Source organism: Flavobacterium sp., from assembly GCF_027490375.1.
In the GTDB taxonomy this organism is placed as follows: Bacteria; Bacteroidota; Bacteroidia; order Flavobacteriales; family Flavobacteriaceae; genus Flavobacterium.
Genome location: NZ_JAIXYH010000011.1, coordinates 1 through 21,710 on the forward strand (window position 1 = coordinate 1; position 21,710 = coordinate 21,710).

The following is a 21,710-nucleotide window of genomic DNA, read 5'->3' on the forward strand; positions in this document are numbered from 1 at the left end:
AAAGATTAAAAGATTAAAAGATTAAAAGATTAAAAGATTAAAAGATTAAAAGATTAAAAGATTAAAAGATTAAAAGATTGAAAGATTAGCTTTCAACACGTTCAGGCTCCCACGATATTTAGGTTCAGTAGGGCAAAACGATACAGTAATTGGTGATCGCATCAAAGTCTTAATACTTATTACTCCGATCTTAATACTCCAAAAATTCCGTATTGCGATCTTTGCGAAAATCTCTGGGCCCTTTGCGGTTAAGCCTTCGAGAAGCTAAAGCAGCGAGGTAGCACAATGTTTCCCAAAGTTTTTCACAATGTACACAACGCCAGCCTTCGACAAGCTGCCTTCGACAGGCTCAGGCTCGCATGATACGCTGGTTCGGGTCGGTAAAACCATACGTAAAGTGGTGAACGTCGCGAAGTCTTAATACTTCAATCTTAATACTCAAATCTTAATACTTAATACTCCCATCTTAATACTTCTTTAAAATATGTGGAAAACCCGTAATCGTATGTCGATTTTTTTTCAAAACTTCGCTTCGATGGGGGCGGGAGGGATGGGGAGCGATTCCCACGTACGAAATTCCCGGAAATAAATTTTACGGAAAAACCACATTTTTGATAAATTTTGAGATTTCGAAATTTTGAGATGAAAAGATCTATGGAGCACAATGTTTCCCAAAGTTTTTCACAATTTACACAACGCCAGCCTTCGACCCGCTCACGTACCAGCTTTTTAAGCGCACAGAAAACACTGAACCTCACAGAATTTTGCACAATATGGTACCGTTGAGGAAAACACAGAACGTGTCAAGCCACCAAAAAATCGCACCAGCCTTCGACAAGCTCAGGCTGCGACGATACGCGGGTTTGGGAGGTAAAATGAAACGTAAAGTGGTGAATTCATCGAGTCTAGCTTCTCTCCCGATAGCCATCGGGACTATTTTCTAATTTCTAAAAATCAGCCTTTGACAAGCTCAGGCTCGCATGATTCGATGGTTCGGGTCGGTAAAACCATACGTAAAGTGGTAAACGTCGCGATTCCAAGAGCTATCTGAACTAACTTCCCAAAAACAAGGTGTGGTTTTTAAATAAGCACATTCTTAAACTGTGGTTAATCTTGCGTTAATTCACAGGAAGTTTAAAACCGTTTCGTGTTTCTCTACGTACCTTCAAGCATAATCAAAAAAATAAATTGTTATGAAAAAGTTGAAAATGATTTTAGTTGCAGCTGTACTTTTTGGCGCAACAACAGTGCATGCACAAAAAAATCCGGAAGTGGGCGGAGCACCGATGTACGCTACAAAAAACATTGTTGAGAACGCCGTAAACAGCAAAGATCACACGACTTTGGTGGCTGCTGTAAAAGCCGCTGGCTTGGTAGAAACTCTTTCGGGTAAAGGTCCGTTTACTGTTTTTGCTCCAACAAATGCCGCTTTCGACGCACTTCCGGCCGGAACCGTGGAAACTTTGTTAAAACCGGAGAACAAAAAACAATTGCAAGCAGTACTTACGTACCACGTTTTGGCAGGCAAGTTTAGCGCTGCCGATGTAGTGAAAGCTATTAAAGCAGGCAACGGAACCGCAACGTTTACCACCGTACAAGGCGGAAAATTAAAAGCTTCGCTTAAAGGTTCGAATGTAATTCTGACCGACGAGCAAGGAAGAAACGCAACCGTTACTATTGCCGACGTGAACCAATCGAATGGCGTAATTCACGTGATCGATCAAGTTCTCCTTAATAAATAGTGATTTGTTTTAAGTTTTGAGCGAAAGTCGGTCGTAATGTCCGACTTTTTTAGTTTCGATCCGAAGCTTTAATGAAATCGGTTAGTAAATAGCCAATTAGTTTTCCGAGCAATTGCGGATTTCCCGTATTTTCTAATTCGGGCGCTCCTTCGCAAATATGCAAATAACTGGCGTTGGGATGCGAGCCGAAGTGATACACAAATTGCCGCGCTTCTTCGATCGAGAATCCGCTGTTTGTCATTGCGCTGCTGGGCACAAACGGCAAGCTGTCTAAATCGATTTCCACACCAAAATAGTCGGTTTTAATAAATGAGAGTGCTTGAAAAAGTTCTTGTTCGAAGTTCTTTTGGCGTTTCACCTTAATTTCGTCGTAGGTATTGAAACGCACGCGGTCGTCGGTTTTCTTTAATAAATCGAGTACGGCTTTTGAGGTGTAGCATTCGTGCAAACCAAAGACAAAGTATTTTTTCAGAAATCCGTCTTCGTAGGCGTACGAAAAGCCGTTTCCAGAATGTCGGCCTTCCAGAATTCGGAAGTCGGAATGTGCGTCTAAATTCACGGCATTAACCGATTTCCCTTTTGCCAGCGCCGTTCCTTTAATGTTTCCGTAGGCGTTGTTGTGTCCGCCGCCAATAATAATAGGTGTTTTCCCCGCTTTAATAATCGTACACACTAAATGCGCCACCTCGCGATCGATCTTTCCCACCAAGAGTTTTAGTGCATCGCGATCGGCAGAAACTTTATAATCCAAATTTTCGGCGGCTTCCATTTCGGCATCGGTATCAATGGCGCCGAGTGCGAGAATCTTACTTCCTTTACAAAAACGGTTGTGCTGAATGTTGGCTATGGCAGTTAGGGCAACGTCCCAGGTTTGGTGTGCACCGCGTCGTCCGTGGTTAGCTCGTACGCCAATATCTTCCGGAATGCCAAACAACACGTATTTTGCTTCGCAGTTGGCGATGAAATGTTCGGCACTTACATCTTTCGGCACTGTGAGCATTTTCTCTCCAAATTTTACTTCACCACTTCTAAAATTGGTGCGTTTGGCGAGATCTGTTGCCGAAATCAATTTCAATTTCTCCATAAAAAAGTCGAATACGCTATGTTGTAAAAGTATAAACTTGCGTTAATAAGTCGTAAATAATCACAAGACTTTTTACTTTAGATTTGTCTTAAAAATAAAAACTATGGATACACAAAGAAGTAACTCAAGTTTAAAAGCAGTAGTTGTCATTTTAGCGCTATTACTCATTGCCAGTTTAGCTTATATTTTTAAGATGACCAGCGATGCTAAAACGCTTGAAACCGAGATTGTTGATGTGAAATCGGAGAAAAATGCCCTTTTAGATTCGCTAGCTGTTCAAAAAGGTATCTACGATAAAGCTATCGAAGAGAAAACAGAATTGAGCGACGAATTAATTGCTGAACGCGATAAAGTGGTGCAATTAATGGAAGATTTGAAGAAATCAAAAGGCGATGCTGCTTCATTACGTCAGTTTAAAACGCGTTACAACGATTTGCAAACTAAGTTTAAAGCTTTAATTGCAGAGAACGAAACTTTGAAGAAAGCCAACGAAGAGTTAACACAGCAACGCGATAGCACTGTTGTGGCGCTCGGCGAACAGAAGAAGTATAACGATACGCTGGTCGTACAGAACGAAAATCTGGCGAAAACCGTTGAGAAAGGATCGAAAATTGTTGTGATGAATTTGCGCACACAAGCGATCAAGCAACGTTCGTCTGGAAAACAAATTGAAACGGATAAGGCAAGTCGTGCCGATAAATTAAAAGTTTGTTTTGCGTTAGCAGCGAATGCCATTGCCAAGTCGGGAAGTCGTACCTACTATGTGCAAATTATCGACAGCAACAACAACGTTTTAGGCGATAAGAAAACCGAGTCGTTTGGCGAATCTTCGCTCACGTACAGCTTTACAACTACGGTGGAGTACAACAACGAAGCGGTTGACATTTGCGAATACTTAGATGGAAAAGGTAAAGATTTTGAGAAAGGAACGTACTATGTGAATATCTTCGATAAAAATGAATTGCTTTCTAAAACAACCTTCTCTTTAAAATAATATTTGATTGTTAATTCACTAAAGGTCGGATTCGAATAGAGTCCGACCTTTTTCATTATATCAAGTAGGAGTAAGCGCTTTTAGTTTTCCGACTCTTCGTTCTTGTCGGTTGATTTAAAATGCTTCTTGGTCCATTGCGAATTCTTGGCTTCAAACACTTTTTCAATCGATTTAATCATGCTTCCCGCAATGTCAAAATTGGTAGCGCCTTCAATGCCTTCTAGTCCGGGCGATGAATTTACTTCCAGCAGCAACGGACCTTTACTTGAACGTATTATGTCGACGCCAGCCACTTTTAAATCCATGGCTTTTGCGGCCCGAATGGCAATTTTCTTTTCCTGCGGCGTGATTTTTACCACCGATGCCGTTCCACCCAAATGAATGTTTGCACGGAATTCGCCCGGTAACGCTTCACGTTGTATGGCGGCAACCACTTTGCCATCAACCACGAAGCAACGAATATCTTTTCCGTTGGCTTCTTTGATGAATTCTTGCACCAAAATGTTTGCGTTCACACTTTTAAATGCATTGATTACGCTCTCTGCCGCCTTTTTTGTTTCGGCTAAAACCACGCCTTTTCCTTGCGTTCCTTCAAGCAGCTTGACGATCAGCGGCGGTCCGCCCACCATTTTAATTAAATCATTCGTTTCTAAAGGCGAATTCGCAAATCCCGTTGTTGGGATTTCTAAGCCGTGATTGAGTAATAATTGTAAAGAATATAGCTTGTCTCGCGATTGTGTTATCGCTGCTGCAGAATTTAAACAGTAAATTCCCAAGGTTTCGAATTGGCGTGTGAGTGCGCTTCCGTAGAAGGTCATACTTGGGCGAATTCGCGGAATAATCGCGTCGAAGTCGTTTAAAATGCGTCCGTCCCGATACCTGATTTGAGGCGTTGTGGCGTCGAGTTTCATGTAACATTCTTTGATATTCAAAAAATGCATGTCGTGTCCGCGCATCTCGCCTGCTTCCATAATTCGTTTGTTGCTGTACAATTCAGGATTGCTGGCCAGAACGCCGATGCGCAATCCCAGACTAGTTACTTGCGAGAATTTATATACTTCTTTAATACTGTCGGAAGAAGGAATTCCGAGCAGATATTTTTGTTCCGGATCAACAAGTACGCGTCCGCTCATGGCTTCGCGCCCGAGCAGCATCCGAAATCCCATCGAATCGCGGTTGGTCAGTGTAATTTCCACCGTCCATTGGCTGCCGCCGATGTTAAGCACGGAACTGATAACGTAGCGTTGTTCGCGAAAGCCACTAGAACTTTTAACAACGCGTTTTCCGACGAGTTTAGCTTCGCAATGCAACAGCGTTTGCACATTGTTTTGAATCGGATTGATATCGAACTTCACCCACGATTCGCCGTCTTTTAAAAACGGAGAAATATTGATGGCGTGAATGGCTGAGGTCTTGGCTCCGGAGTCGACGCGTGCCTTGATGTATGGGATTCCCAATTCGGGAAACGAGCACCATTCTTCGCTTCCAACAATTACTTTATCTGCAAACATTTTCTGATGTAAAAGAAGCCAAATGTAAGACGCCGATTTTGATTTAAGTTTAAGAAAATAATAAAAATGGCGTCCAGAATTTCTGAACGCCATTGAGATCAATAAAACCCGATGATAATTAACTGGTTGGTTCTTGTGCTTTATTCACAGAAACAGTTAATTCTTCGGCATTATCTTCAATATCCATAAAGATTTCATCACCTGAAGCGATTTTCGATGTGATGATTTCCTCCGCCAAAGCATCTTCCACATATTTTTGAATGGCTCGTTTTAGCGGACGTGCTCCAAATTGCTTATCGAAACCTTTATCGGCAATAAACGCTTTCGCTTTATCCGATAAATTCAATTGGTAACCCAACTCAGCAATGCGCTTGTACAGGTTTTTCAATTCAATTTCGATAATTTTATTTATGTCTTCTTTTTCTAGCGGATTGAACACGATGACATCGTCGATTCGGTTTAGGAATTCCGGAGCGAAGGCTTTTTTCAACGCATTTTCAATTACACTTTTTGCGTACTCATCGCTTTGCGAAACTTTAGCTGCGGTTCCAAATCCAACGCCTTGTCCGAAGTCTTTCAGCTGGCGTGCACCGATGTTCGACGTCATGATGATAACCGTATTTCTAAAATCGATTTTTCGACCTAAAGAATCGGTTAGGTAACCATCGTCGAGCACTTGCAGCATCATGTTGAATACGTCTGGGTGTGCTTTTTCAATTTCGTCTAGAAGCACCACTGCGTAAGGTTTTCTGCGAACTTTCTCGGTTAATTGCCCGCCTTCTTCGTAACCTACGTATCCCGGAGGTGCTCCGATGAGTCGAGAAATAGCGAATTTCTCCATGTATTCGCTCATGTCGATACGGATTAACGAATCTTCCGAATCGAATAATTCACGGGCAAGCACTTTTGCCAACTGTGTTTTTCCCACACCCGTTTGTCCTAAGAAAATGAACGAACCAATTGGTCGATTCGGATCTTTAAGACCTGCGCGATTTCGTTGAATCGATTTAGCAATTTTGTTAACGGCTTCGTCTTGCCCAATAACTTTTCCGCGAATGAGTTCCGGCAATTGAGCCAATTTATTACTCTCGGTTTGTGCGATTCGATTTACCGGAATGCCCGTCATCATGGAAACAACGTCGGCAACCTGATCTTCGGTAACTACGATACGATTCGATTTAGAGTCGGCTTCCCACTGTTCTTGGGCGATTGCCAAGTCTTTTTCGATTCGTTTTTCGTCGTCGCGAAGGCGTGCTGCTTCCTCATATTTCTGTTTTTTAACGACCGAATTTTTCAATTCGCGAACTTCATCCAATTGCCTTTCGAGTTCCAAAATGGTTTTCGGAACTTCGATATTGGTGATGTGAACGCGAGAACCCGATTCGTCGAGCGCATCGATGGCTTTGTCTGGAAGGAAACGTTCCGACATGTAGCGGTTGGTCAGTTTCACACAAGCTTCGATAGCTTCTTGGGTAAACGTAACATTGTGGTGGTCTTCGTATTTACCTTTAACGTTGTTGAGGATTTGAATGGTTTCTTCAACGGTTGTAGGTTCAACGATTACTTTTTGGAAACGTCGTTCGAGGGCACCGTCTTTTTCTATGTACTGACGGTATTCGTCGAGTGTTGTGGCACCAATACATTGAATTTCGCCGCGAGCGAGCGCTGGTTTAAACATGTTTGATGCGTCTAGTGAACCGGTTGCGCCGCCAGCACCAACGATGGTGTGAATCTCGTCGATGAACAGAATGATGTCGTCGTTCTTTTCGAGTTCGTTCATCACGGCTTTCATGCGTTCTTCAAATTGTCCGCGGTATTTGGTTCCGGCAACCAAGCTCGCTAAATCGAGTGTGACTACGCGTTTGTTGAACAAAATACGCGACACTTTCTTTTGAATGATTCGCAGTGCGAGACCTTCGGCGATTGCCGATTTTCCTACGCCGGGTTCTCCGATAAGCAGCGGATTGTTCTTTTTTCTGCGGCTTAGAATTTGCGAAACGCGTTCAATTTCTTTTTCTCTTCCAACTACTGGGTCGAGTTTTCCTTCTTCGGCCATTTCGGTTAAATCGCGACCGAAATTGTCGAGAACAGGAGTTTTCGATTTCTTGTTGGTTTTATTTCCAGGATTGTTGAAACTACTTTCTTTTAAACTGTCATCTTGTCCTGAATCGTCGTTGTAAGATTCGTTTCTTGGCAAGTTTTTCTGGAAATCATCGTCGATTGGCATCATATTTAAATATTGTTCTTTGGCTGAATCGTAGTCGATTTTCAACTTATTCATCAGCTTGGTTGTAGGGTCTGAGTCGTTTTTCAAGATACAAAGCAAGAGGTGAGCGGTGCTAATTTCTTTGCTTTCATAGAGTTTAGCTTCTAGGAAAGTGGTTTTTAGCGCGCGTTCGGCTTGTCTGGTTAGGTGCAGATTTTTCTTGTCGTTATTTGCTAACGGATTGTCGTTCGGCGGACTCAAAACCTCTACTTTTCGACGTAGGTGTTCTAAATCGACAGATAGATTATTGAGAATATTAATCGCTTTGCCATTCCCGTCGCGCAAAATGCCAAGCATAAGGTGCTCTGTGCCAATAAAATCGTGCCCTAATCGTAAAGCTTCTTCCTTACTGTAGGTGATTACGTCTTTTACCCGAGGTGAAAAATTATCATCCATTTTTTTAAGTTGGGTCTTTAATTATTGCTGAAAAAGCTTCAAAAACTGTACCCTGATGCGAAGCTGTCAGCTAAGTGACAAAAAATCTGCAATATTTTCAGTTAATTTTCTATTAATTTATCAACTATGGCGTGCAGAAAAACTGTTGATAAAAACCCGATTTTTTGAATGATATTTTCATCATCCACAAAGCAGATACCTTATATTAGCGAGATTTTTTTAACCACATAGTTTTTAAAATAGTTCAAGCTTATGGCCGATGGCGAAAAGTTAATTCCGATTAATATAGAAGATGAAATGAAGTCAGCCTACATCGATTATTCGATGTCGGTTATTGTATCGCGTGCTTTACCTGATGTTCGCGATGGACTTAAACCCGTACACCGTCGCGTGTTGTACGGAATGTACGAACTGGGCGTTCTTTCAAACCGAGCGCACAAAAAATCAGCGAGGATAGTCGGTGAGGTTTTGGGTAAATACCACCCGCACGGCGACTCGTCGGTGTATGATGCCATGGTTCGTATGGCACAAGAATGGAGTTTGCGTTACCTATTAGTAGATGGTCAAGGGAACTTTGGTTCGATTGACGGCGATTCTCCTGCGGCGATGCGTTACACCGAAGCGCGTATGAAAAAGATTTCGGAAGAAATCATGGCGGATATCGATAAAGAAACCGTTGATTTTCAACTAAACTTCGACGATACGCTTTACGAGCCTAAGGTAATGCCAACTAAAATTCCGAATTTGCTCGTTAACGGCGCATCTGGAATTGCGGTAGGTATGGCAACAAACATGCCGCCTCACAACTTAACGGAAGTAATCGATGGTACTTTAGCGTATATTGATAATCACGATATTGAAGTCGATGAGCTTCTTACACATATTAAAGCACCTGACTTTCCGACAGGCGGTGTAATTTACGGGTACGACGGCGTTAAGGAAGCATTTAAAACCGGTCGTGGTAAAATTGTTATCCGCGCGAAAGTTCATTTTGAGGAGATCGAAGGTCGTGAGTCGATTATCGTGACGGAAATTCCGTATCAGGTGAATAAGGCAGAAATGATTAAGCGTACTGCCGATTTAGTAAACGAAAAGAAAATTGAAGGTATAGCCAACATCCGCGACGAATCGGATCGTTCAGGTATGCGTATCGTGTACATTTTAAAGCGCGATGCCGTTCCGAATGTAGTGCTTAACACCTTATATAAGTATACGCAGTTACAGTCGTCGTTTAGTGTAAACAATATTGCACTAGTTGCAGGCCGACCACAAATGCTGAATCTGAAAGATTTGATTCACTATTTCGTGGAACACCGCCACGATGTTGTAGTTCGCCGTACGGAGTTCGATCTCAGAAAAGCAGAGGAGCGCGCCCATATTTTAGAAGGTTTGATTATCGCTTCGGATAATATTGATGAAGTTATCCAAATCATTAGAAGTTCAGCGAATACCGATGTAGCTCGCGAACGCTTAATGGAACGTTTCAGCTTGAGCGAAATACAATCGCGTGCTATTGTCGACATGCGTTTGCGTCAGCTTACAGGTCTTGAACAAGACAAGCTTCGCGCGGAATACGAAGAAATCATGAAATTGATCGAGCATTTGCGTGCTTTGTTGGCGAGCAAAGAACTTCGAATGAATTTGATTAAAGAAGAGCTTGCTGAAATAAAAGAGAAATACGGCGATGAGCGTCGTTCGACAATCGAGTACAGCGGCGGTGATGTAAGTATCGAAGACTTAATTGCCGACGAGCACGTGGTGATTACCATTTCGCATGCCGGTTACATTAAGCGTACACCGTTGAGCGAATACAAAACGCAAAACCGCGGTGGCGTAGGGCAGAAGAGTGCTGGAACTCGCGACCAAGATTTCTTAGAGCACATGTATGTGGCTACAAACCACCAGTATATGTTGTTCTTCACGCAAAAAGGAAAATGTTTCTGGATGCGCGTGTACGAAATTCCGGAAGGAACTAAAACCAGCAAAGGCCGTGCGATACAGAACTTGATTAACATCGAGCAAGATGATAAGGTAAAAGCATTTATCTGTACGCAAGATTTGAAAGATCAGGAATACATCAATAAGCATTTCTTAATTATGGTGACCAAAAAAGGTCAGGTTAAGAAAACGGCGCTGGAGCAATACAGCCGTCCACGGGCGAATGGAGTTGCTGCTATTACGATTCGTGAAGACGACGAATTATTAGAAGCAAAATTAACAGACGGTACTTGCGACATATTAGTTGCTGTTCGTTCTGGAAAATTAGTTCGTTTCGAAGAGCGCAAAACACGTCCGATGGGAAGAACAGCTTCTGGCGTTCGTGGAATTACCTTAGCCGACGAAGCCGACGAAGTAATTGGCATGGTTGCTGTAAGTGATAAGAACAGCGAAATATTGGTTGTGTCGGAAAACGGATACGGAAAACGTTCGAGCTTAGACGATTATCGTATCACGAACCGCGGTGGTAAAGGTGTTAAAACTTTGAATATCACCGAGAAAACCGGTAAATTAGTGGCTATTAACAACGTAACAGATGCCGATGATTTGATGATTATCAATAAGTCGGGGCTTACCATTCGTATGGCTGTGGAAGATTTACGAGTTATGGGACGAGCTACACAAGGTGTTCGTTTAATTAACTTGAAAGGAAATGATTCGATTGCCGCAGTAACGAAGGTTGTTAAAGAAGACGAAGAAGAATCAGCAGAATCGGAAACTGAATCTGGTGATGATCCAATTGTTAATGAAAATCCGGAGGCTGAAACTTCGGAAGATTAAATCGAGTAATATGAAAAAAGTATTTTTAATTACTGCTTTTACCGTTTTTAGTATTTCAGCAGTATCAGCTCAGAAAGATGAATTAAAATCTTTAAAGAAGATTTATTCTCGGGATGAGGTTAGCGCGAAAGACGCTACGGAATATAAAGGTGTAGTTCAAAAATTGAAGTCGGTTGCTGTAGAAGAAGGCGATAAACTATACGCAGCATTTTATGAGGCAAATACGCCTATGATTGAAATAGCAGCACTAGGTCCGGCAGCTTCTCCACAGGCAATGATGGCTTTAGTTTCGGCACCGAAAGTGACCGCATTTGCTACTGCTGTAAATGATTTACTTGCCTACGAGCAAAAGCAAGGAAAGAAAGTGCTAACCGATCAAATCTTGCAGCGCTACCAGACTACTAAGACTTTACTATTGAATTACGTAGTTTCTTTGGGTAACGAGAAGAAATACCAAGAGTGTGCAGAAATTCTCTATGCCATGTACACTCTCGATAAAAACGATCCAGAGAAATTGTACTATGCTGCTAATTATGCCGTAAACTCTAAGGACTACGATACGGCATTGAAGTATTACGATGAATTGAAGCGAGTTAATTATTCTGGGGAAGGTGTTGCTTACTATGCGACAAGTGTATTAAGCAATAAAGAAGAGTACTTCAATAGCAAAACAGATCGCGATAAGCTCGTTAGCTTAAAAACGTACATTAACCCAAGAGATGAAAATATCCCGAGTAAACGTGGAGAAATTTACCGCAATATTGCACTTATCTTAGTAGAAAAAGGTAAAGTAGAAGAGGCAAAAGCGGCTATAAAAGACGCTAGAAAAACGAATCCAGATGACACATCTTTGATTATTTCTGAAGCAAACTTGTATTTACAAACGAAAGATTTTGCCACATACAAAGAGCTTGTAAAAGAATCGTTGGCAAAAGATCCAAACAACAAAGATTTGATCTTCAATTTGGGAGTAATTGCTTACAATAATAAAGATATGGTTGAGGCTGAAAATCATTACAAGCGCGTAATTGAATTGGATCCGACATACGCCAATGCCTACTTGAATTTAGCTATTCTTAAACTAGATGGGGAGAAGGAAATCGTTGAGAAAATGAATAAGCTGGGTAACTCAGACGCTGACAACAAAAAGTACGAAGCTTTTAAAAAGCAACGCGAAGAAATGTTTAAAGCTGCGATGCCGTACTTAACAAAAACAGTAGAGTTACAGGCAGATAATATCGATGCAGTAAGAACTCTATACAACGTTTATCGCACACTAGATATGGAAAGCGAGGCAAAAACGTTAAAGGCACGTTTAAAAGAGCTGGAAGGTAAGTAGTAATTTTTTTACGAAACGTCTATAAAAAAACCGCCGCCGATTTAATCGGCGGTTTTTTTGTGCACTATTTTCGCGGGAAGGATTGGAGCAAGCTACCGTGTAGCGCGGAAAGCCTGTGCGCTTGCGTCCCGCCCAAAAAAATCTATTTCTTATTTGGCAGCGGACTAATAATCTCGACGTTCTGGAAGGCAATAGCACCGCGAACCACACCCGAAATAACCTGACGCAAAGCCTCGATGATGTGCATTTTTAATGCCGTTTGACCAAAAATTAGGCTTACCTGACGCGCGGGTTTAGGCTCTTCGAAATGGCGCAACTTCGCGCGATTGCGTTCCGATAAATCTAAGGTATGTAAATAGGGCAGAAGCGTTATTCCCAAACCTTCGTCAGCTAGCTTAATCATGGTTTCAAAACTGCCGCTCTCAATTTGGAAGTTCGCTTTTTTATCGGTAGAAATCGTGTTGCACAGATTGATGATGCCGTCGCGGAAACAGTGTCCGTCGCGCAGCAGCAAAATTTCATTGATTTCGAGATCTTCCGGTTTGATAAGCGACTTACGGGAGAGCTTATTTTGTTCGGGAATGTAGGCCACAAACGGCTCGTAATAGAGTACAAATTCCTTTAAACGCTCTTCGTCTAAGGGCGTGGCAGCAATCGCAGCGTCGAGATGCCCACTTTTGAGTTTTTCGATGATGGCCTGCGTGTTTAACTCTTCGATGATGAGGTTAATCTTTGGATATTTCTTGACGAAATTATTCAGGAACATCGGTAAAAGGGTGGGCATAATGGTTGGAATGATACCAATTTTGAAATCGCCGCCGATGAACCCTTTTTGCTGGTCGACAATATCTTTTATGCGTCCGCTTTCCAAGACAATATTCTTCGCCTGTTCTACAATTTGCTGGCCAACTGGCGTTAATTGAATAGGTTTTTTGGAGCGATCGAATATCAAAACTCCGAGTTCTTCTTCGATTTTTTGGATTTGCATACTCAGCGTGGGCTGTGTTACAAACGATTTTTCGGCGGCAAGAGTGAAGTTCTTGTATTCGGCTACTGCGAGAACATATTGTAATTGCGTTATTGTCATGATAGTATTTATTAATACAAATATAAGAATGTATAGTTTTACCTTATGTTTAAACTTCGTTATAAAAGTTATCTTTGATTAAAATATGCTGAAATTATGAAAAAGATGAATTTTTTAGGCCTGCCTACCGAGCAATGCGAGGCAGAGATAGCGCAGTTGAATGTTTTATTGGCAAGTTTCCAAACGTATTATCAGAATTTACGCGGAATTCACTGGAACATTCGCGGAAAGCGTTTTTTCGACTTGCATGTGAAGTTTGAGGAATTGTATAACGATGCGCAACTCAAGATTGATTTAATCGCTGAACGAATTTTAACGATCGGCGGACAACCGCTACACACCTTTGAAGATTATGTGAAGCACAATACACTAGCCGTGGGAAAAGCGATTTCGGAAGACGAGAAAGCGATTCAATTAATCGTGCATTCGCTGGCGGGATTGCTGGAGTTAGAGCGTCCGCTGCTACAACTTTCTGGCGAGATAAACGACGAAGGTACAAACTCAATGATCAGTGATTTTATTTCCGAACAAGAAAAAACGATTTGGATGATGAAAGCTTGGTTGGAAGAATCGCTATAGCATATGGTAAAAGAGCAGCTGAAAACGCAATCCTTCGGACTATTCTCTCACATTAAATCAGACGTTTCCAGCGGACTCGTAGTTTTTTTGGTAGCCTTGCCGTTATGCCTGGGCATTGCTTTGGCGTCGGGAGCATCGCCTTTACCGGGAATCATTTCTGGCGTTATCGGTGGTTTGGTTGTTGGTTTTTTATCGAATTCGCATTTAAGTGTTTCGGGACCAGCAGCCGGTTTGACCGCCATAGTTGCTAAGGCGATTATTGATCTTGGGAGTTTTGAAACCTTCTTGTTGGCCGTATTTATTGCAGGTATTTTTCAATTGGCACTCGGATTTATCAAGGCTGGCACCATTTCGAACTATTTTCCTAACAATGTAATCGAAGGTATGCTGGCAGGTATTGGAATTATCATTATTCTAAAACAATTGCCGCATGCTTTTGGATACGATGCCGACTACGAAGGAGATGAATCCTTTGTTCAGCCCGACGGTCGGAATTCATTCACAGAATTTTTTGACGTTTTTCAACATTTGGAACCCGGCGCTATTTTGATTGCCGCCGTTTCGCTTGTTGTTCTAATTTCGTGGAATTACATCCCATTTTTAAAGAAGATTAACTTGCTGCCAGCCGCTTTGGTCGTTGTAATTTTAGGTGTGTTAATCAATAGTTTATTGCTGCTAAACGGGCATTCTTGGGCACTGCAGCAGCAGCATTTGGTTGCTTTACCAGTTCCTAAAGACCTGGCCTCACTATCGGATTTGATTACCACACCGGATTTTTCGGCAATTCAAAACTCAAAAGTTTGGGTGAGTGCACTTTCTATTGCAGTGATTGCCTCGATTGAAACCTTACTTTGTATTGAAGCGGCCGATCGAATGGACGTGCACAAACGCTACACCGATACCAATCGCGAATTGAAAGCACAAGGTATTGGAAATATGTTGAGTAGTATGTTGGGCGGACTTCCGATGACTTCGGTGGTAGTGCGAACTTCGGCGAATAAAGAAGCAGGAGCACAAACCAAATTATCGACTATTGTGCACGGTTTACTGTTATTGGTTGCTGTTGTTTTTATACCTAGTTTGTTGAATAAGATTCCGCTTGCAACCTTAGCCGCTATTTTGCTGATGGTGGGTTACAAGTTGGCGAAACCCTCGGTATTTATTCACTTTTGGAAACGGGGCAAGTATCAGTTTTTACCCTTTTTGCTGACGTTTCTCGCCGTAATCTTAACCGATTTACTGATTGGCGTGGCGTTGGGATTGGTTTTAAGTATCATCTTCGTTTTGTGGGGAAATCTTCGTAAAGCCTTTGATGTTACGCGAGAAATGTATACCGACGGCGAGGTAACTCACATTAGTCTGGCTCAGGAAGTTTCCTTTTTAAATAAAACAGCGATAAAAAATACCTTAGCTGCCATTCCAGAAAATTCACGAGTGCTTATTACCGCGCATCAAACCGTTTATATTGCAAACGATATTTTGGATTTAATTAAAGAGTTTACCGAAGTTCGAGCCAAAGAACGAAACATCAGTGTGAAACTGCGCGGTTTTAAAGAAGAGTACAAACTCGATAACGCGCCCGAAACGGTACCTCAAGTGCGCATAGAACAATATTACGACGTAGCAAAGCGACAAACGGTCGTAAAAGAAATAACCGATAACAATTTTTAAAACGAGCCGATGGATGCTTTTTACAAGAAAATACTAGATAATAATCGCGAATGGGTTGTGAAATCTTTAGAGAAAGATCCCCATTTTTTTGAAGATTTAGCTAAAGGACAGCAACCGCCGTTACTCTGGATTGGTTGCTCGGATTCGCGCGTACCTGCAAACGAAATTATCGGTGCAAAACCCGGTGAAGTTTTTGTGCACAGAAACATCGCCAATATGGTTATTCACAGCGATATAAACATGCTCAGCGTTTTAGATTATGCTGTGAATGTTCTTAAGGTGAAGCACGTAATTGTTTGCGGACATTACGGTTGTGGCGGTGTAAAGGCAGCCATGGGCAACAGCAGTATCGGCATAATCGATAATTGGATTCGCCATATAAAAGACGTTTATCGTTTACATCACACGTATCTAGATAGCATCGTTCAGGAAGAAGACCGTTTTAATAAGTTCGTGGAAATTAACGTTAAAGAACAGGTGTACGATTTGGCAAAAACTTCGATCGTACAAACTGCTTGGCGAAACGGACAAGATTTGGCGCTGCACGGCTGGGTTTACGGACTTAATTCGGGATTTGTAACCGATTTACAAGTGAACATCAGCTCTGAAAAAGAACTCGATTTGGTGTATCAGTTGCGATTTTAATAGCGAGACTTTGCTTGAGACACAACGTTGAAGTGGAGGTTAAAGAAGTCACTTCAAACGATCTAACAGATATTTTTCTATCGAACTCTCGGCAACTAGTCTAAGTTTTCGTTGAACGTACTTGGAAGCAATTGCGGAATGAATTTCACCAATAACGGCAATAGCAAACTGCCGCCCGGAAGTAAAAAAATGGTTAGGGAAGGAATGGTTTTACAAATCTCCAACAGCTGTTTTTTTACTTTCTTTTTTTCTTTTTCATCCAAACTTCTAACGGTCGAATCTGTCAGTAATTTCAATAGATCTTTGTTGTTAGAAAGCTCTTTTTGGAGTCGGCTTTTGTTGCGAACAATGAGCTGCGATACGTTTGTTGCGGCGTGGTCGTAGAAATGTTTGACCGGATTTTTGTAATTCAGGTAGGGAATAGAAGCTCGGTGCGTATTCAGAAAAGCGTGTGCCGATTGCAGGAAATGCGCGCCAACCGATTTTTCAAATCCCAAATCAACGGCTAAGTCTTCCATAAACTTAATTTCAATCGGCTGCGCTTCGTCTTCATGAAATAGCGCTAACGCAGCTAAATCGAGCAGATAATACTTTTCTAGCGGCGCATCGAAGTACGAAAGCGGCAACGATTCGAGTAATTCGCGATTGTCGGTTTTGATTTTGGCGTAGCGAACCGAACTTTCAAAAACTTTGATGATGAGTTCGTCGTACGGCGTTGGAATAGAGCGCGTTTGTAAAGCACGAAGTACTATTTGAACGGCTACTTCTTCAACTTTTCGCAAGTAATTTTCCGGAATTTCGTTTCGGCGAATAAATTGTCCGAATGCCAAAACGTCTTGAAAAAGCAGTGCATTTGTGATTACGTGCGAGAAGTTCCGCGAAAAAATGTTCTCATTAGTTTGGATGCGTTCTTCCAAAATTTCTTCCAATTCTTCGAAGACATCCGAGTCGGGCAGTACTTTTTTGAGGATTGTAGAGCGATTTCCGTACAACTGATTGTAAAAAGCGATGAGTTGTGTGCCGAAATCGGTAGCATCGTCTGATAGCTGCAACAATCGATACACTTGAAAATGCGAGTAGAGTAGGCAGATTTTCGAAAGTTCGTCGTGCGAGATTTTAGCTACAAGTTGAATTTCTTCTGCGGGAAGCGAAATGGCCTGACCGTAAACAATGCCCATTTTACGCAAGCTGTCGTAAAACAACTCGCGATCTTGCGAAGGTTTCACGCTCAGATTGAGTTCGGTGAAAAATCGTTTAATCCAACCGTTTGCCGAAGGATTGATCATAATGGCACTCCCGTTTTAGACGTCAAAGCTATGAAAACGAGTGCCTATTTATAGCAATCAATCTTTATTATTTCGATATCTTTTTAAAAGCTGTCTGTTAAAATCGTCTTCAGCCTTTTTCAATTTCAGAATTTTCAATGCAGGGATGATTTGCTTGAGTTTAGAGATAAAACCGCGCCGATTTTCATGCAAATCTGTTTCACCTTTTTCAATCTCAGCCAAAGCCGTAGCCGCCTCTTTTTCAGTTAAATTGGCATTGGCGATGCCGCGAACGGTCATGTATTTTGACTTTCGGATTTCTTTCTCGCGACTGCGGTACGCGTTGTAAACCGGCCAAAATTTTTCGGCTTCAGCGGGCGTAAGTTCGAGTCGTTCGGTGATGAAAGCAATTCGCATGGCGTCTATCCGTCCGCCTTCTCGACCTTCTTGAGCAAAAGAAACCGAGCTAGCGCAAATGAGTAGTATGAGGAGTAATTTTTTCATGGTTCTGTAATTAGGAATTCCACATTAGTATTTTCAAGGAGTTCGTTTTCAACGGGATCTGTAGATTCACTTTCGGTTGTAACGAGCGAAAGTTCGTTATCTAAAGCAAAAGCCACGCTACCAAAATCGACATTGCGCAATAACTCGTGTTCGATTTCCGAAGAAGTAGGCTCGGTAGTAACCAACGAATTATTTACAATGGGAATGCTTGCGGCAATTACCACAACAGCAGCTGCAGCATACCTCCAGATTCCGCGCGTGCTGATTCTGAATGCTGCTTTTTTGTTTTTTTCTTGTTGAATGGAAGAAACTACCTGCTTTTGCAGCTGGTCGAGATACGTGTCGCTCGCCTCAAAAACAGTCTTGATCTTCGGCTGTGTATCTAGTTTAAAATCTTTCATATAGGTTTGACGTCTGAGTTTTCAAAAGGTTTAAAGTGCTCGGATAAAATCTTCAATTTTTCGAACGGCGTGGTGGTACGAAGCTTTTAAAGCACCAACCGTAGTTCCGGTGATTTCGGCAATTTCTTCATAGGTAAGTTCATCAAAGTACTTCATTCTAAAAACGAGTTGCTGTTTCGCTGGGAGTTGCAACAACGCCTTTTGTAAAGTAGCTGCAATAGCCTCGCCATCCATTTCATTGTCCAAGCCACTCGTTTCAAATTCCGATACTTGCAGCTGTTCAATAGAAACGCCTGATTTTCGTGACTTTTGCTCTAAGAAGGTGAGCGATTCGTTCGTAGCAATACGATACAGCCAAGTGTATAATTTGCTGTCGCCTTTAAACGAGTCGATGTGGCGAAAAACTTTGATGAAGGTATTCTGAAGTACGTCGTTTGTATCGTCGTGACTAATTACGATTCCACGAATGTGCGCATACAAGCGTTTGCCGTAGGTCTTTACCAATAACGCGAAGGCCCGTTCCTGCGTAGCCGGATCGGATAGTTGTGCCCATATAAACGCGTCGTCTTTCAAATTGCCGTTTTGAATATGACCGAAATTAGTTCATAAGGTTTAATCCACCGAAAAAAGTTGTAATTCGTTGCACTTTTCGTCCTTTTCAACGATTTTTTCAAACAAAAATGGCTGTACCAAATCCTAAATCTTAACCTAAATTTATTTCAGAGAAACTGCATAAATACGTTCCTTTGCTTTTCCAAACTAAACCTTGTTTTTGCCTTTTAGTAGGTACTTTTCCGAAAGAAAAATCACTATGATAAATACCGTAATTTTCGATATGGATGGCGTTATTGTAGATACCGAACCCATTCATTACTACGCCTATCACCAGCATTTTAAAGAGTTAAACATCGATGTTCCCGACGAATTGTACGGAACATTCACCGGCTATTCCACCATAAATACCTACCAAAAAATTGTAGCTCATTTTCAGTTGCCGCACGATCCCGCCGAATTAGTGAATCGGAAACGCGATTTGTTCAACGATGCCTTCGATACCAAACCCGATTTGGAGTTAATCGAAGGTGCATTCGACTTGATTAAATCGTTGCATAGCTCTGGTTTTCAATTACTTTTAGCTTCTTCCTCTGCGAAAGTAACCATCAAACGTGTCTTCGACCGCTTTGCCTTACATCCGTACTTTTCTCACATCGTTAGTGGCGAAGATTTTCCGCAGTCAAAGCCTCATCCTGCTATTTTTTTAGATGCGGTGGAAAAATCAAGGCAGCCAAAAACGGCTTGCATCGTCATAGAAGACAGCACTAACGGTATAAAAGCCGCCAATGCTGCCGGTGTTTTTTGTGTGGGCTATAAAAGTCCGCACAGCCTAAACCAAAAATACGATACCGCTAATTTGGTGATCAATCATTTTTCGGAGCTTAACGCAGAAAAGATTCGCAACTTAAGATTCTAATCCGGCTTTGTACACTTGCAAACAACGATCGCGTGCCGTTTTGTGATCAACAATCGGACTCGGATAGTACGTTGTTTCTAGTTCCGGAATGTTACGTTTGCAATACACCAATTTCGGATCAAACTTTTTGATTTGTTCCGCGGGATTGAAAATTCGGAAATACGGCGCAGCATCAACACCGCTTCCCGCTGCCCACTGCCAGTTGCCCACATTGCTCGATTGCTCGTAGTCGGAGAGTTTCAAAGCAAAGTACGCTTCGCCCCAGCGCCAATCGATCAGTAAGTGCTTGCACAAGAACGACGCTACAACCAAACGCACCCGATTGTGCATCCAGCCGGTTCGGTTCAGTTCGCGCATGCCGGCATCCACCATCGGAAATCCGGTTTTTCCTTCGCACCAAGATTTAAATTCTTCCTCGTTATTGCGCCATTCAATCCGGTCATAGGCTGGCTTAAAGCTCTTGGTTACGGTATGCGGATAATGATACAAAATCATCATAAAAAACTCGCGCCAAATCAGCTCCTTCAAAAAGGTTTTATCGGCACTTTTATTGGCTTTCTGAACCAATTCGCGTATAGAAACAGAACCAAATCGCAAATGCGGACTCAATTTCGAGGTGGCTTTCACAGCAGGAAAGTTACGTTGCTCGCCATACGCATCAATCAACGATGCGGCTGTATTCGGTTCCTCAATTTTGATTGTGGGTTCGGTAAAACCAATGTCGGCAAGACCTAAAAACGGGAACGAGTGTGCAACATACGGCTCAAAGGTGTGGTCGCTTTGATAGGTTTCTAGCGTTTTGTTTTCGAAAACACTCAGCCAACGTTTGGAATAGGGCGTGTACACCACATACGGACTTCCGTCGTCTTTCACAATTTCCGAACGTTCAAAAATCACCTGATCTTTGAAACTTTTGTACTCTATTTTTTCGGCGCAAGCCCATTCATAAATGGCTTTATCTCGTTCGCGCGCGGCCGGTTCGTAGTCGCGGTTGGTGTAAATAGCTGTGATACCGTGCGTTTCGCGTAATTTCTTAAATACATCGATCGGCTTTCCGTGAAAAGTAGCGAGCGCTTTCCCGTGCTTCTGCAACTGCGATTGTATTCGTTCCAAAAGCTGATGAATAAATGCCAAACGATGATCGTCTTTCGGCAATTGATCCAAAATGTCGGTATCGTAAACAAATAAAGGTAATACCGGCTGTCCGGAAGCTAATGCCGCAGCTAAGCCCGCGTTGTCGTGCATACGCAAATCGCGTCTAAACCAAAATACGATCATACCGAAGTTAATAAAGATGACATTCCTCCATCAATATGGAAAATCTGACCACTAATCCAACTGGAATCTTCAGACAACAGATAAACTGCCGCCGAAGCAATTTCCTCAGGCGTACCGACTTTTTTAAGCGGATGACGTTCGGCCGATTTCTCGCGCTTCACATCGCTGTTTAAAAACTTATCTGCCAGTGGCGTATCGGTTAACGAAGGCGCAATCACATTCATACGAATTTTAGGTGCAAATTCTGCCGCAAAGGCACGTGCAAAACCTTCGATAGCACCTTTTGCTCCAGCTACTGAAGTGTGAAACGGCATTCCCATTTTTACGGCAACCGTGCTAAAAGCTACCACCGAAGCGTTCGGAGCTGCCTGTAAAAGCGGTAAAACCTGTTGCAAGGTCTTTACCAAACCAATAAAATTCACTTGCAAGTCTTGTTCAAACGTTTCGGGTTTTATGCCTTTAAACGGACGTAAGTTTATCGTGCCTGGGCAATACACCACACCGTCTAAATGTGCCGGAAGTGCAGCTGCTGGGAAATCGCCAGTAGCAACATCGTACTGTAAATACGTAAGGTTTGGATTATTGCTAGCCAGTGGATTACGTGAGGTCACATAAAGTTTATGTGTAGCACTTAATTTTTCAGTCAAGGCTTTTCCTATACCCGAGGTTCCGCCGATAATTAAAATATTTTTCATGATT

The 21,710-nt window shown here is 42.2% G+C and carries 18 protein-coding genes; 8 read left to right on the plus strand and 10 right to left on the minus strand.

What is annotated here, in order from left to right:
- Nucleotides 1-1,193 precede the first annotated feature (1,193 nt).
- Nucleotides 1,194-1,742 (plus strand): fasciclin domain-containing protein, encoded by a 549-nt coding sequence (locus Q0064_RS01425; RefSeq protein WP_298143180.1) that lies wholly within the window; start codon nt 1,194-1,196, stop codon nt 1,740-1,742.
- Between the two features lie 49 nt (nt 1,743-1,791).
- Here the strand turns inward: Q0064_RS01425 and Q0064_RS01430 are convergent, their stop codons facing one another.
- Entirely contained in the window at nt 1,792-2,826 is a 1,035-nt protein-coding gene (locus Q0064_RS01430; protein ID WP_298143183.1) for a formimidoylglutamase, read from the minus strand.
- Between the two features lie 103 nt (nt 2,827-2,929).
- Here Q0064_RS01430 and Q0064_RS01435 point away from each other — a divergent pair, with 103 nt between their 5' ends.
- Complete coding sequence (locus Q0064_RS01435) at nt 2,930-3,820, plus strand: hypothetical protein (protein ID WP_298143186.1); 891 nt, start codon at nt 2,930-2,932, stop codon at nt 3,818-3,820.
- 80 nt (nt 3,821-3,900) lie between these two features.
- Here Q0064_RS01435 and rimK read toward each other — a convergent pair whose 3' ends face one another.
- Nucleotides 3,901-5,331 (minus strand): 30S ribosomal protein S6--L-glutamate ligase, encoded by a 1,431-nt coding sequence (gene rimK / locus Q0064_RS01440; RefSeq protein WP_298143189.1) that lies wholly within the window; start codon nt 5,329-5,331, stop codon nt 3,901-3,903.
- A gap of 118 nt (nt 5,332-5,449) precedes the next feature.
- Nucleotides 5,450-7,993, minus strand: coding sequence for an ATP-dependent Clp protease ATP-binding subunit (locus Q0064_RS01445; protein WP_298143191.1), 2,544 nt, complete (start codon nt 7,991-7,993; stop codon nt 5,450-5,452).
- A 252-nt stretch (nt 7,994-8,245) separates the two neighbouring features.
- Between Q0064_RS01445 and gyrA the strand changes: the two genes are divergently transcribed.
- Complete coding sequence (gyrA, locus tag Q0064_RS01450; protein WP_298143195.1) at nt 8,246-10,771, plus strand: DNA gyrase subunit A; 2,526 nt, start codon at nt 8,246-8,248, stop codon at nt 10,769-10,771.
- A 10-nt stretch (nt 10,772-10,781) separates the two neighbouring features.
- Nucleotides 10,782-12,110 carry a tetratricopeptide repeat protein gene (locus Q0064_RS01455; protein ID WP_298143197.1) on the plus strand — a complete coding sequence of 443 codons (1,329 nt, stop codon included), beginning with the start codon at nt 10,782-10,784 and terminating at the stop codon, nt 12,108-12,110.
- A 142-nt stretch (nt 12,111-12,252) separates the two neighbouring features.
- Here Q0064_RS01455 and Q0064_RS01460 read toward each other — a convergent pair whose 3' ends face one another.
- Complete coding sequence (locus Q0064_RS01460; RefSeq protein ID WP_094486604.1) at nt 12,253-13,197, minus strand: LysR substrate-binding domain-containing protein; 945 nt, start codon at nt 13,195-13,197, stop codon at nt 12,253-12,255.
- 96 nt (nt 13,198-13,293) lie between these two features.
- On the opposite strand from Q0064_RS01460, the gene Q0064_RS01465 reads away from it, so the two are divergent.
- The 3 genes from Q0064_RS01465 to can are packed head-to-tail and all read left to right on the plus strand — an operon-like array spanning nt 13,294 to nt 16,092.
- Nucleotides 13,294-13,776: a Dps family protein gene (locus Q0064_RS01465; RefSeq protein WP_298143206.1), complete on the plus strand. Its 483-nt coding sequence runs from the start codon at nt 13,294-13,296 to the stop codon at nt 13,774-13,776.
- A 3-nt stretch (nt 13,777-13,779) separates the two neighbouring features.
- Entirely contained in the window at nt 13,780-15,447 is a 1,668-nt protein-coding gene (locus Q0064_RS01470; protein ID WP_298143209.1) for a SulP family inorganic anion transporter, read from the plus strand.
- Nucleotides 15,448-15,456: 9 nt separating this feature from the next.
- Nucleotides 15,457-16,092 carry a carbonate dehydratase gene (gene can / locus Q0064_RS01475; protein WP_298143214.1) on the plus strand — a complete coding sequence of 212 codons (636 nt, stop codon included), beginning with the start codon at nt 15,457-15,459 and terminating at the stop codon, nt 16,090-16,092.
- 95 nt (nt 16,093-16,187) lie between these two features.
- Here the strand turns inward: can and Q0064_RS01480 are convergent, their stop codons facing one another.
- The 4 genes from Q0064_RS01480 to Q0064_RS01495 are packed head-to-tail and all read right to left on the minus strand — an operon-like array spanning nt 16,188 to nt 18,835.
- Nucleotides 16,188-17,378 carry an LETM1-related biofilm-associated protein gene (locus Q0064_RS01480; RefSeq protein ID WP_298143217.1) on the minus strand — a complete coding sequence of 397 codons (1,191 nt, stop codon included), beginning with the start codon at nt 17,376-17,378 and terminating at the stop codon, nt 16,188-16,190.
- Between the two features lie 57 nt (nt 17,379-17,435).
- Entirely contained in the window at nt 17,436-17,861 is a 426-nt protein-coding gene (locus Q0064_RS01485; RefSeq protein ID WP_298143220.1) for a sensor of ECF-type sigma factor, read from the minus strand.
- Complete coding sequence (locus Q0064_RS01490; protein WP_298143223.1) at nt 17,858-18,262, minus strand: hypothetical protein; 405 nt, start codon at nt 18,260-18,262, stop codon at nt 17,858-17,860. Before Q0064_RS01490 ends, Q0064_RS01485 begins: the two co-directional genes overlap by 4 nt.
- Before the next feature lie 30 nt (nt 18,263-18,292).
- Nucleotides 18,293-18,835: a sigma-70 family RNA polymerase sigma factor gene (locus Q0064_RS01495; protein ID WP_094485002.1), complete on the minus strand. Its 543-nt coding sequence runs from the start codon at nt 18,833-18,835 to the stop codon at nt 18,293-18,295.
- Nucleotides 18,836-19,073: 238 nt separating this feature from the next.
- Between Q0064_RS01495 and Q0064_RS01500 the strand changes: the two genes are divergently transcribed.
- A complete protein-coding gene (locus Q0064_RS01500; RefSeq protein ID WP_298143231.1) occupies nt 19,074-19,733 on the plus strand; it encodes an HAD family hydrolase in 660 nt (219 codons plus the stop codon).
- On the opposite strand, the gene Q0064_RS01505 is transcribed toward Q0064_RS01500, so the two are convergent.
- Both Q0064_RS01505 and Q0064_RS01510 read right to left on the minus strand, forming a co-directional pair.
- Nucleotides 19,722-21,011, minus strand: a complete 1,290-nt coding sequence (locus Q0064_RS01505; protein ID WP_298143235.1) for a deoxyribodipyrimidine photo-lyase — start codon at nt 21,009-21,011, stop codon at nt 19,722-19,724. The two genes, Q0064_RS01500 and Q0064_RS01505, sit on opposite strands and share 12 nt — an antisense overlap.
- Nucleotides 21,008-21,706 (minus strand): SDR family oxidoreductase, encoded by a 699-nt coding sequence (locus tag Q0064_RS01510; protein WP_366094585.1) that lies wholly within the window; start codon nt 21,704-21,706, stop codon nt 21,008-21,010. The genes Q0064_RS01505 and Q0064_RS01510 overlap by 4 nt, the downstream gene beginning before the upstream one ends.
- Between the last annotated feature and the right edge of the window lie 4 nt (nt 21,707-21,710).

Excerpts from the sequence above, each read along its gene's own strand:
- Q0064_RS01425 (WP_298143180.1), top strand. The coding sequence starts at position 1,194 with ATGAAAAAGTTGAAAATGATTTTAGTTGCAGCTGTACTTTTTGGCGCA.
- Q0064_RS01430 (WP_298143183.1), bottom strand. The coding sequence starts at position 2,826 with ATGGAGAAATTGAAATTGATTTCGGCAACAGATCTCGCCAAACGCACC.
- Q0064_RS01435 (WP_298143186.1), top strand. The coding sequence starts at position 2,930 with ATGGATACACAAAGAAGTAACTCAAGTTTAAAAGCAGTAGTTGTCATT.
- rimK (WP_298143189.1), bottom strand. The coding sequence starts at position 5,331 with ATGTTTGCAGATAAAGTAATTGTTGGAAGCGAAGAATGGTGCTCGTTT.
- Q0064_RS01445 (WP_298143191.1), bottom strand. The coding sequence starts at position 7,993 with ATGGATGATAATTTTTCACCTCGGGTAAAAGACGTAATCACCTACAGT.
- gyrA (WP_298143195.1), top strand. The coding sequence starts at position 8,246 with ATGGCCGATGGCGAAAAGTTAATTCCGATTAATATAGAAGATGAAATG.
- Q0064_RS01455 (WP_298143197.1), top strand. The coding sequence starts at position 10,782 with ATGAAAAAAGTATTTTTAATTACTGCTTTTACCGTTTTTAGTATTTCA.
- Q0064_RS01460 (WP_094486604.1), bottom strand. The coding sequence starts at position 13,197 with ATGACAATAACGCAATTACAATATGTTCTCGCAGTAGCCGAATACAAG.
- Q0064_RS01465 (WP_298143206.1), top strand. The coding sequence starts at position 13,294 with ATGAAAAAGATGAATTTTTTAGGCCTGCCTACCGAGCAATGCGAGGCA.
- Q0064_RS01470 (WP_298143209.1), top strand. The coding sequence starts at position 13,780 with ATGGTAAAAGAGCAGCTGAAAACGCAATCCTTCGGACTATTCTCTCAC.
- can (WP_298143214.1), top strand. The coding sequence starts at position 15,457 with ATGGATGCTTTTTACAAGAAAATACTAGATAATAATCGCGAATGGGTT.
- Q0064_RS01480 (WP_298143217.1), bottom strand. The coding sequence starts at position 17,378 with ATGATCAATCCTTCGGCAAACGGTTGGATTAAACGATTTTTCACCGAA.
- Q0064_RS01485 (WP_298143220.1), bottom strand. The coding sequence starts at position 17,861 with ATGAAAAAATTACTCCTCATACTACTCATTTGCGCTAGCTCGGTTTCT.
- Q0064_RS01490 (WP_298143223.1), bottom strand. The coding sequence starts at position 18,262 with ATGAAAGATTTTAAACTAGATACACAGCCGAAGATCAAGACTGTTTTT.
- Q0064_RS01500 (WP_298143231.1), top strand. The coding sequence starts at position 19,074 with ATGATAAATACCGTAATTTTCGATATGGATGGCGTTATTGTAGATACC.
- Q0064_RS01505 (WP_298143235.1), bottom strand. The coding sequence starts at position 21,011 with ATGATCGTATTTTGGTTTAGACGCGATTTGCGTATGCACGACAACGCG.
- Q0064_RS01510 (WP_366094585.1), bottom strand. The coding sequence starts at position 21,706 with ATGAAAAATATTTTAATTATCGGCGGAACCTCGGGTATAGGAAAAGCC.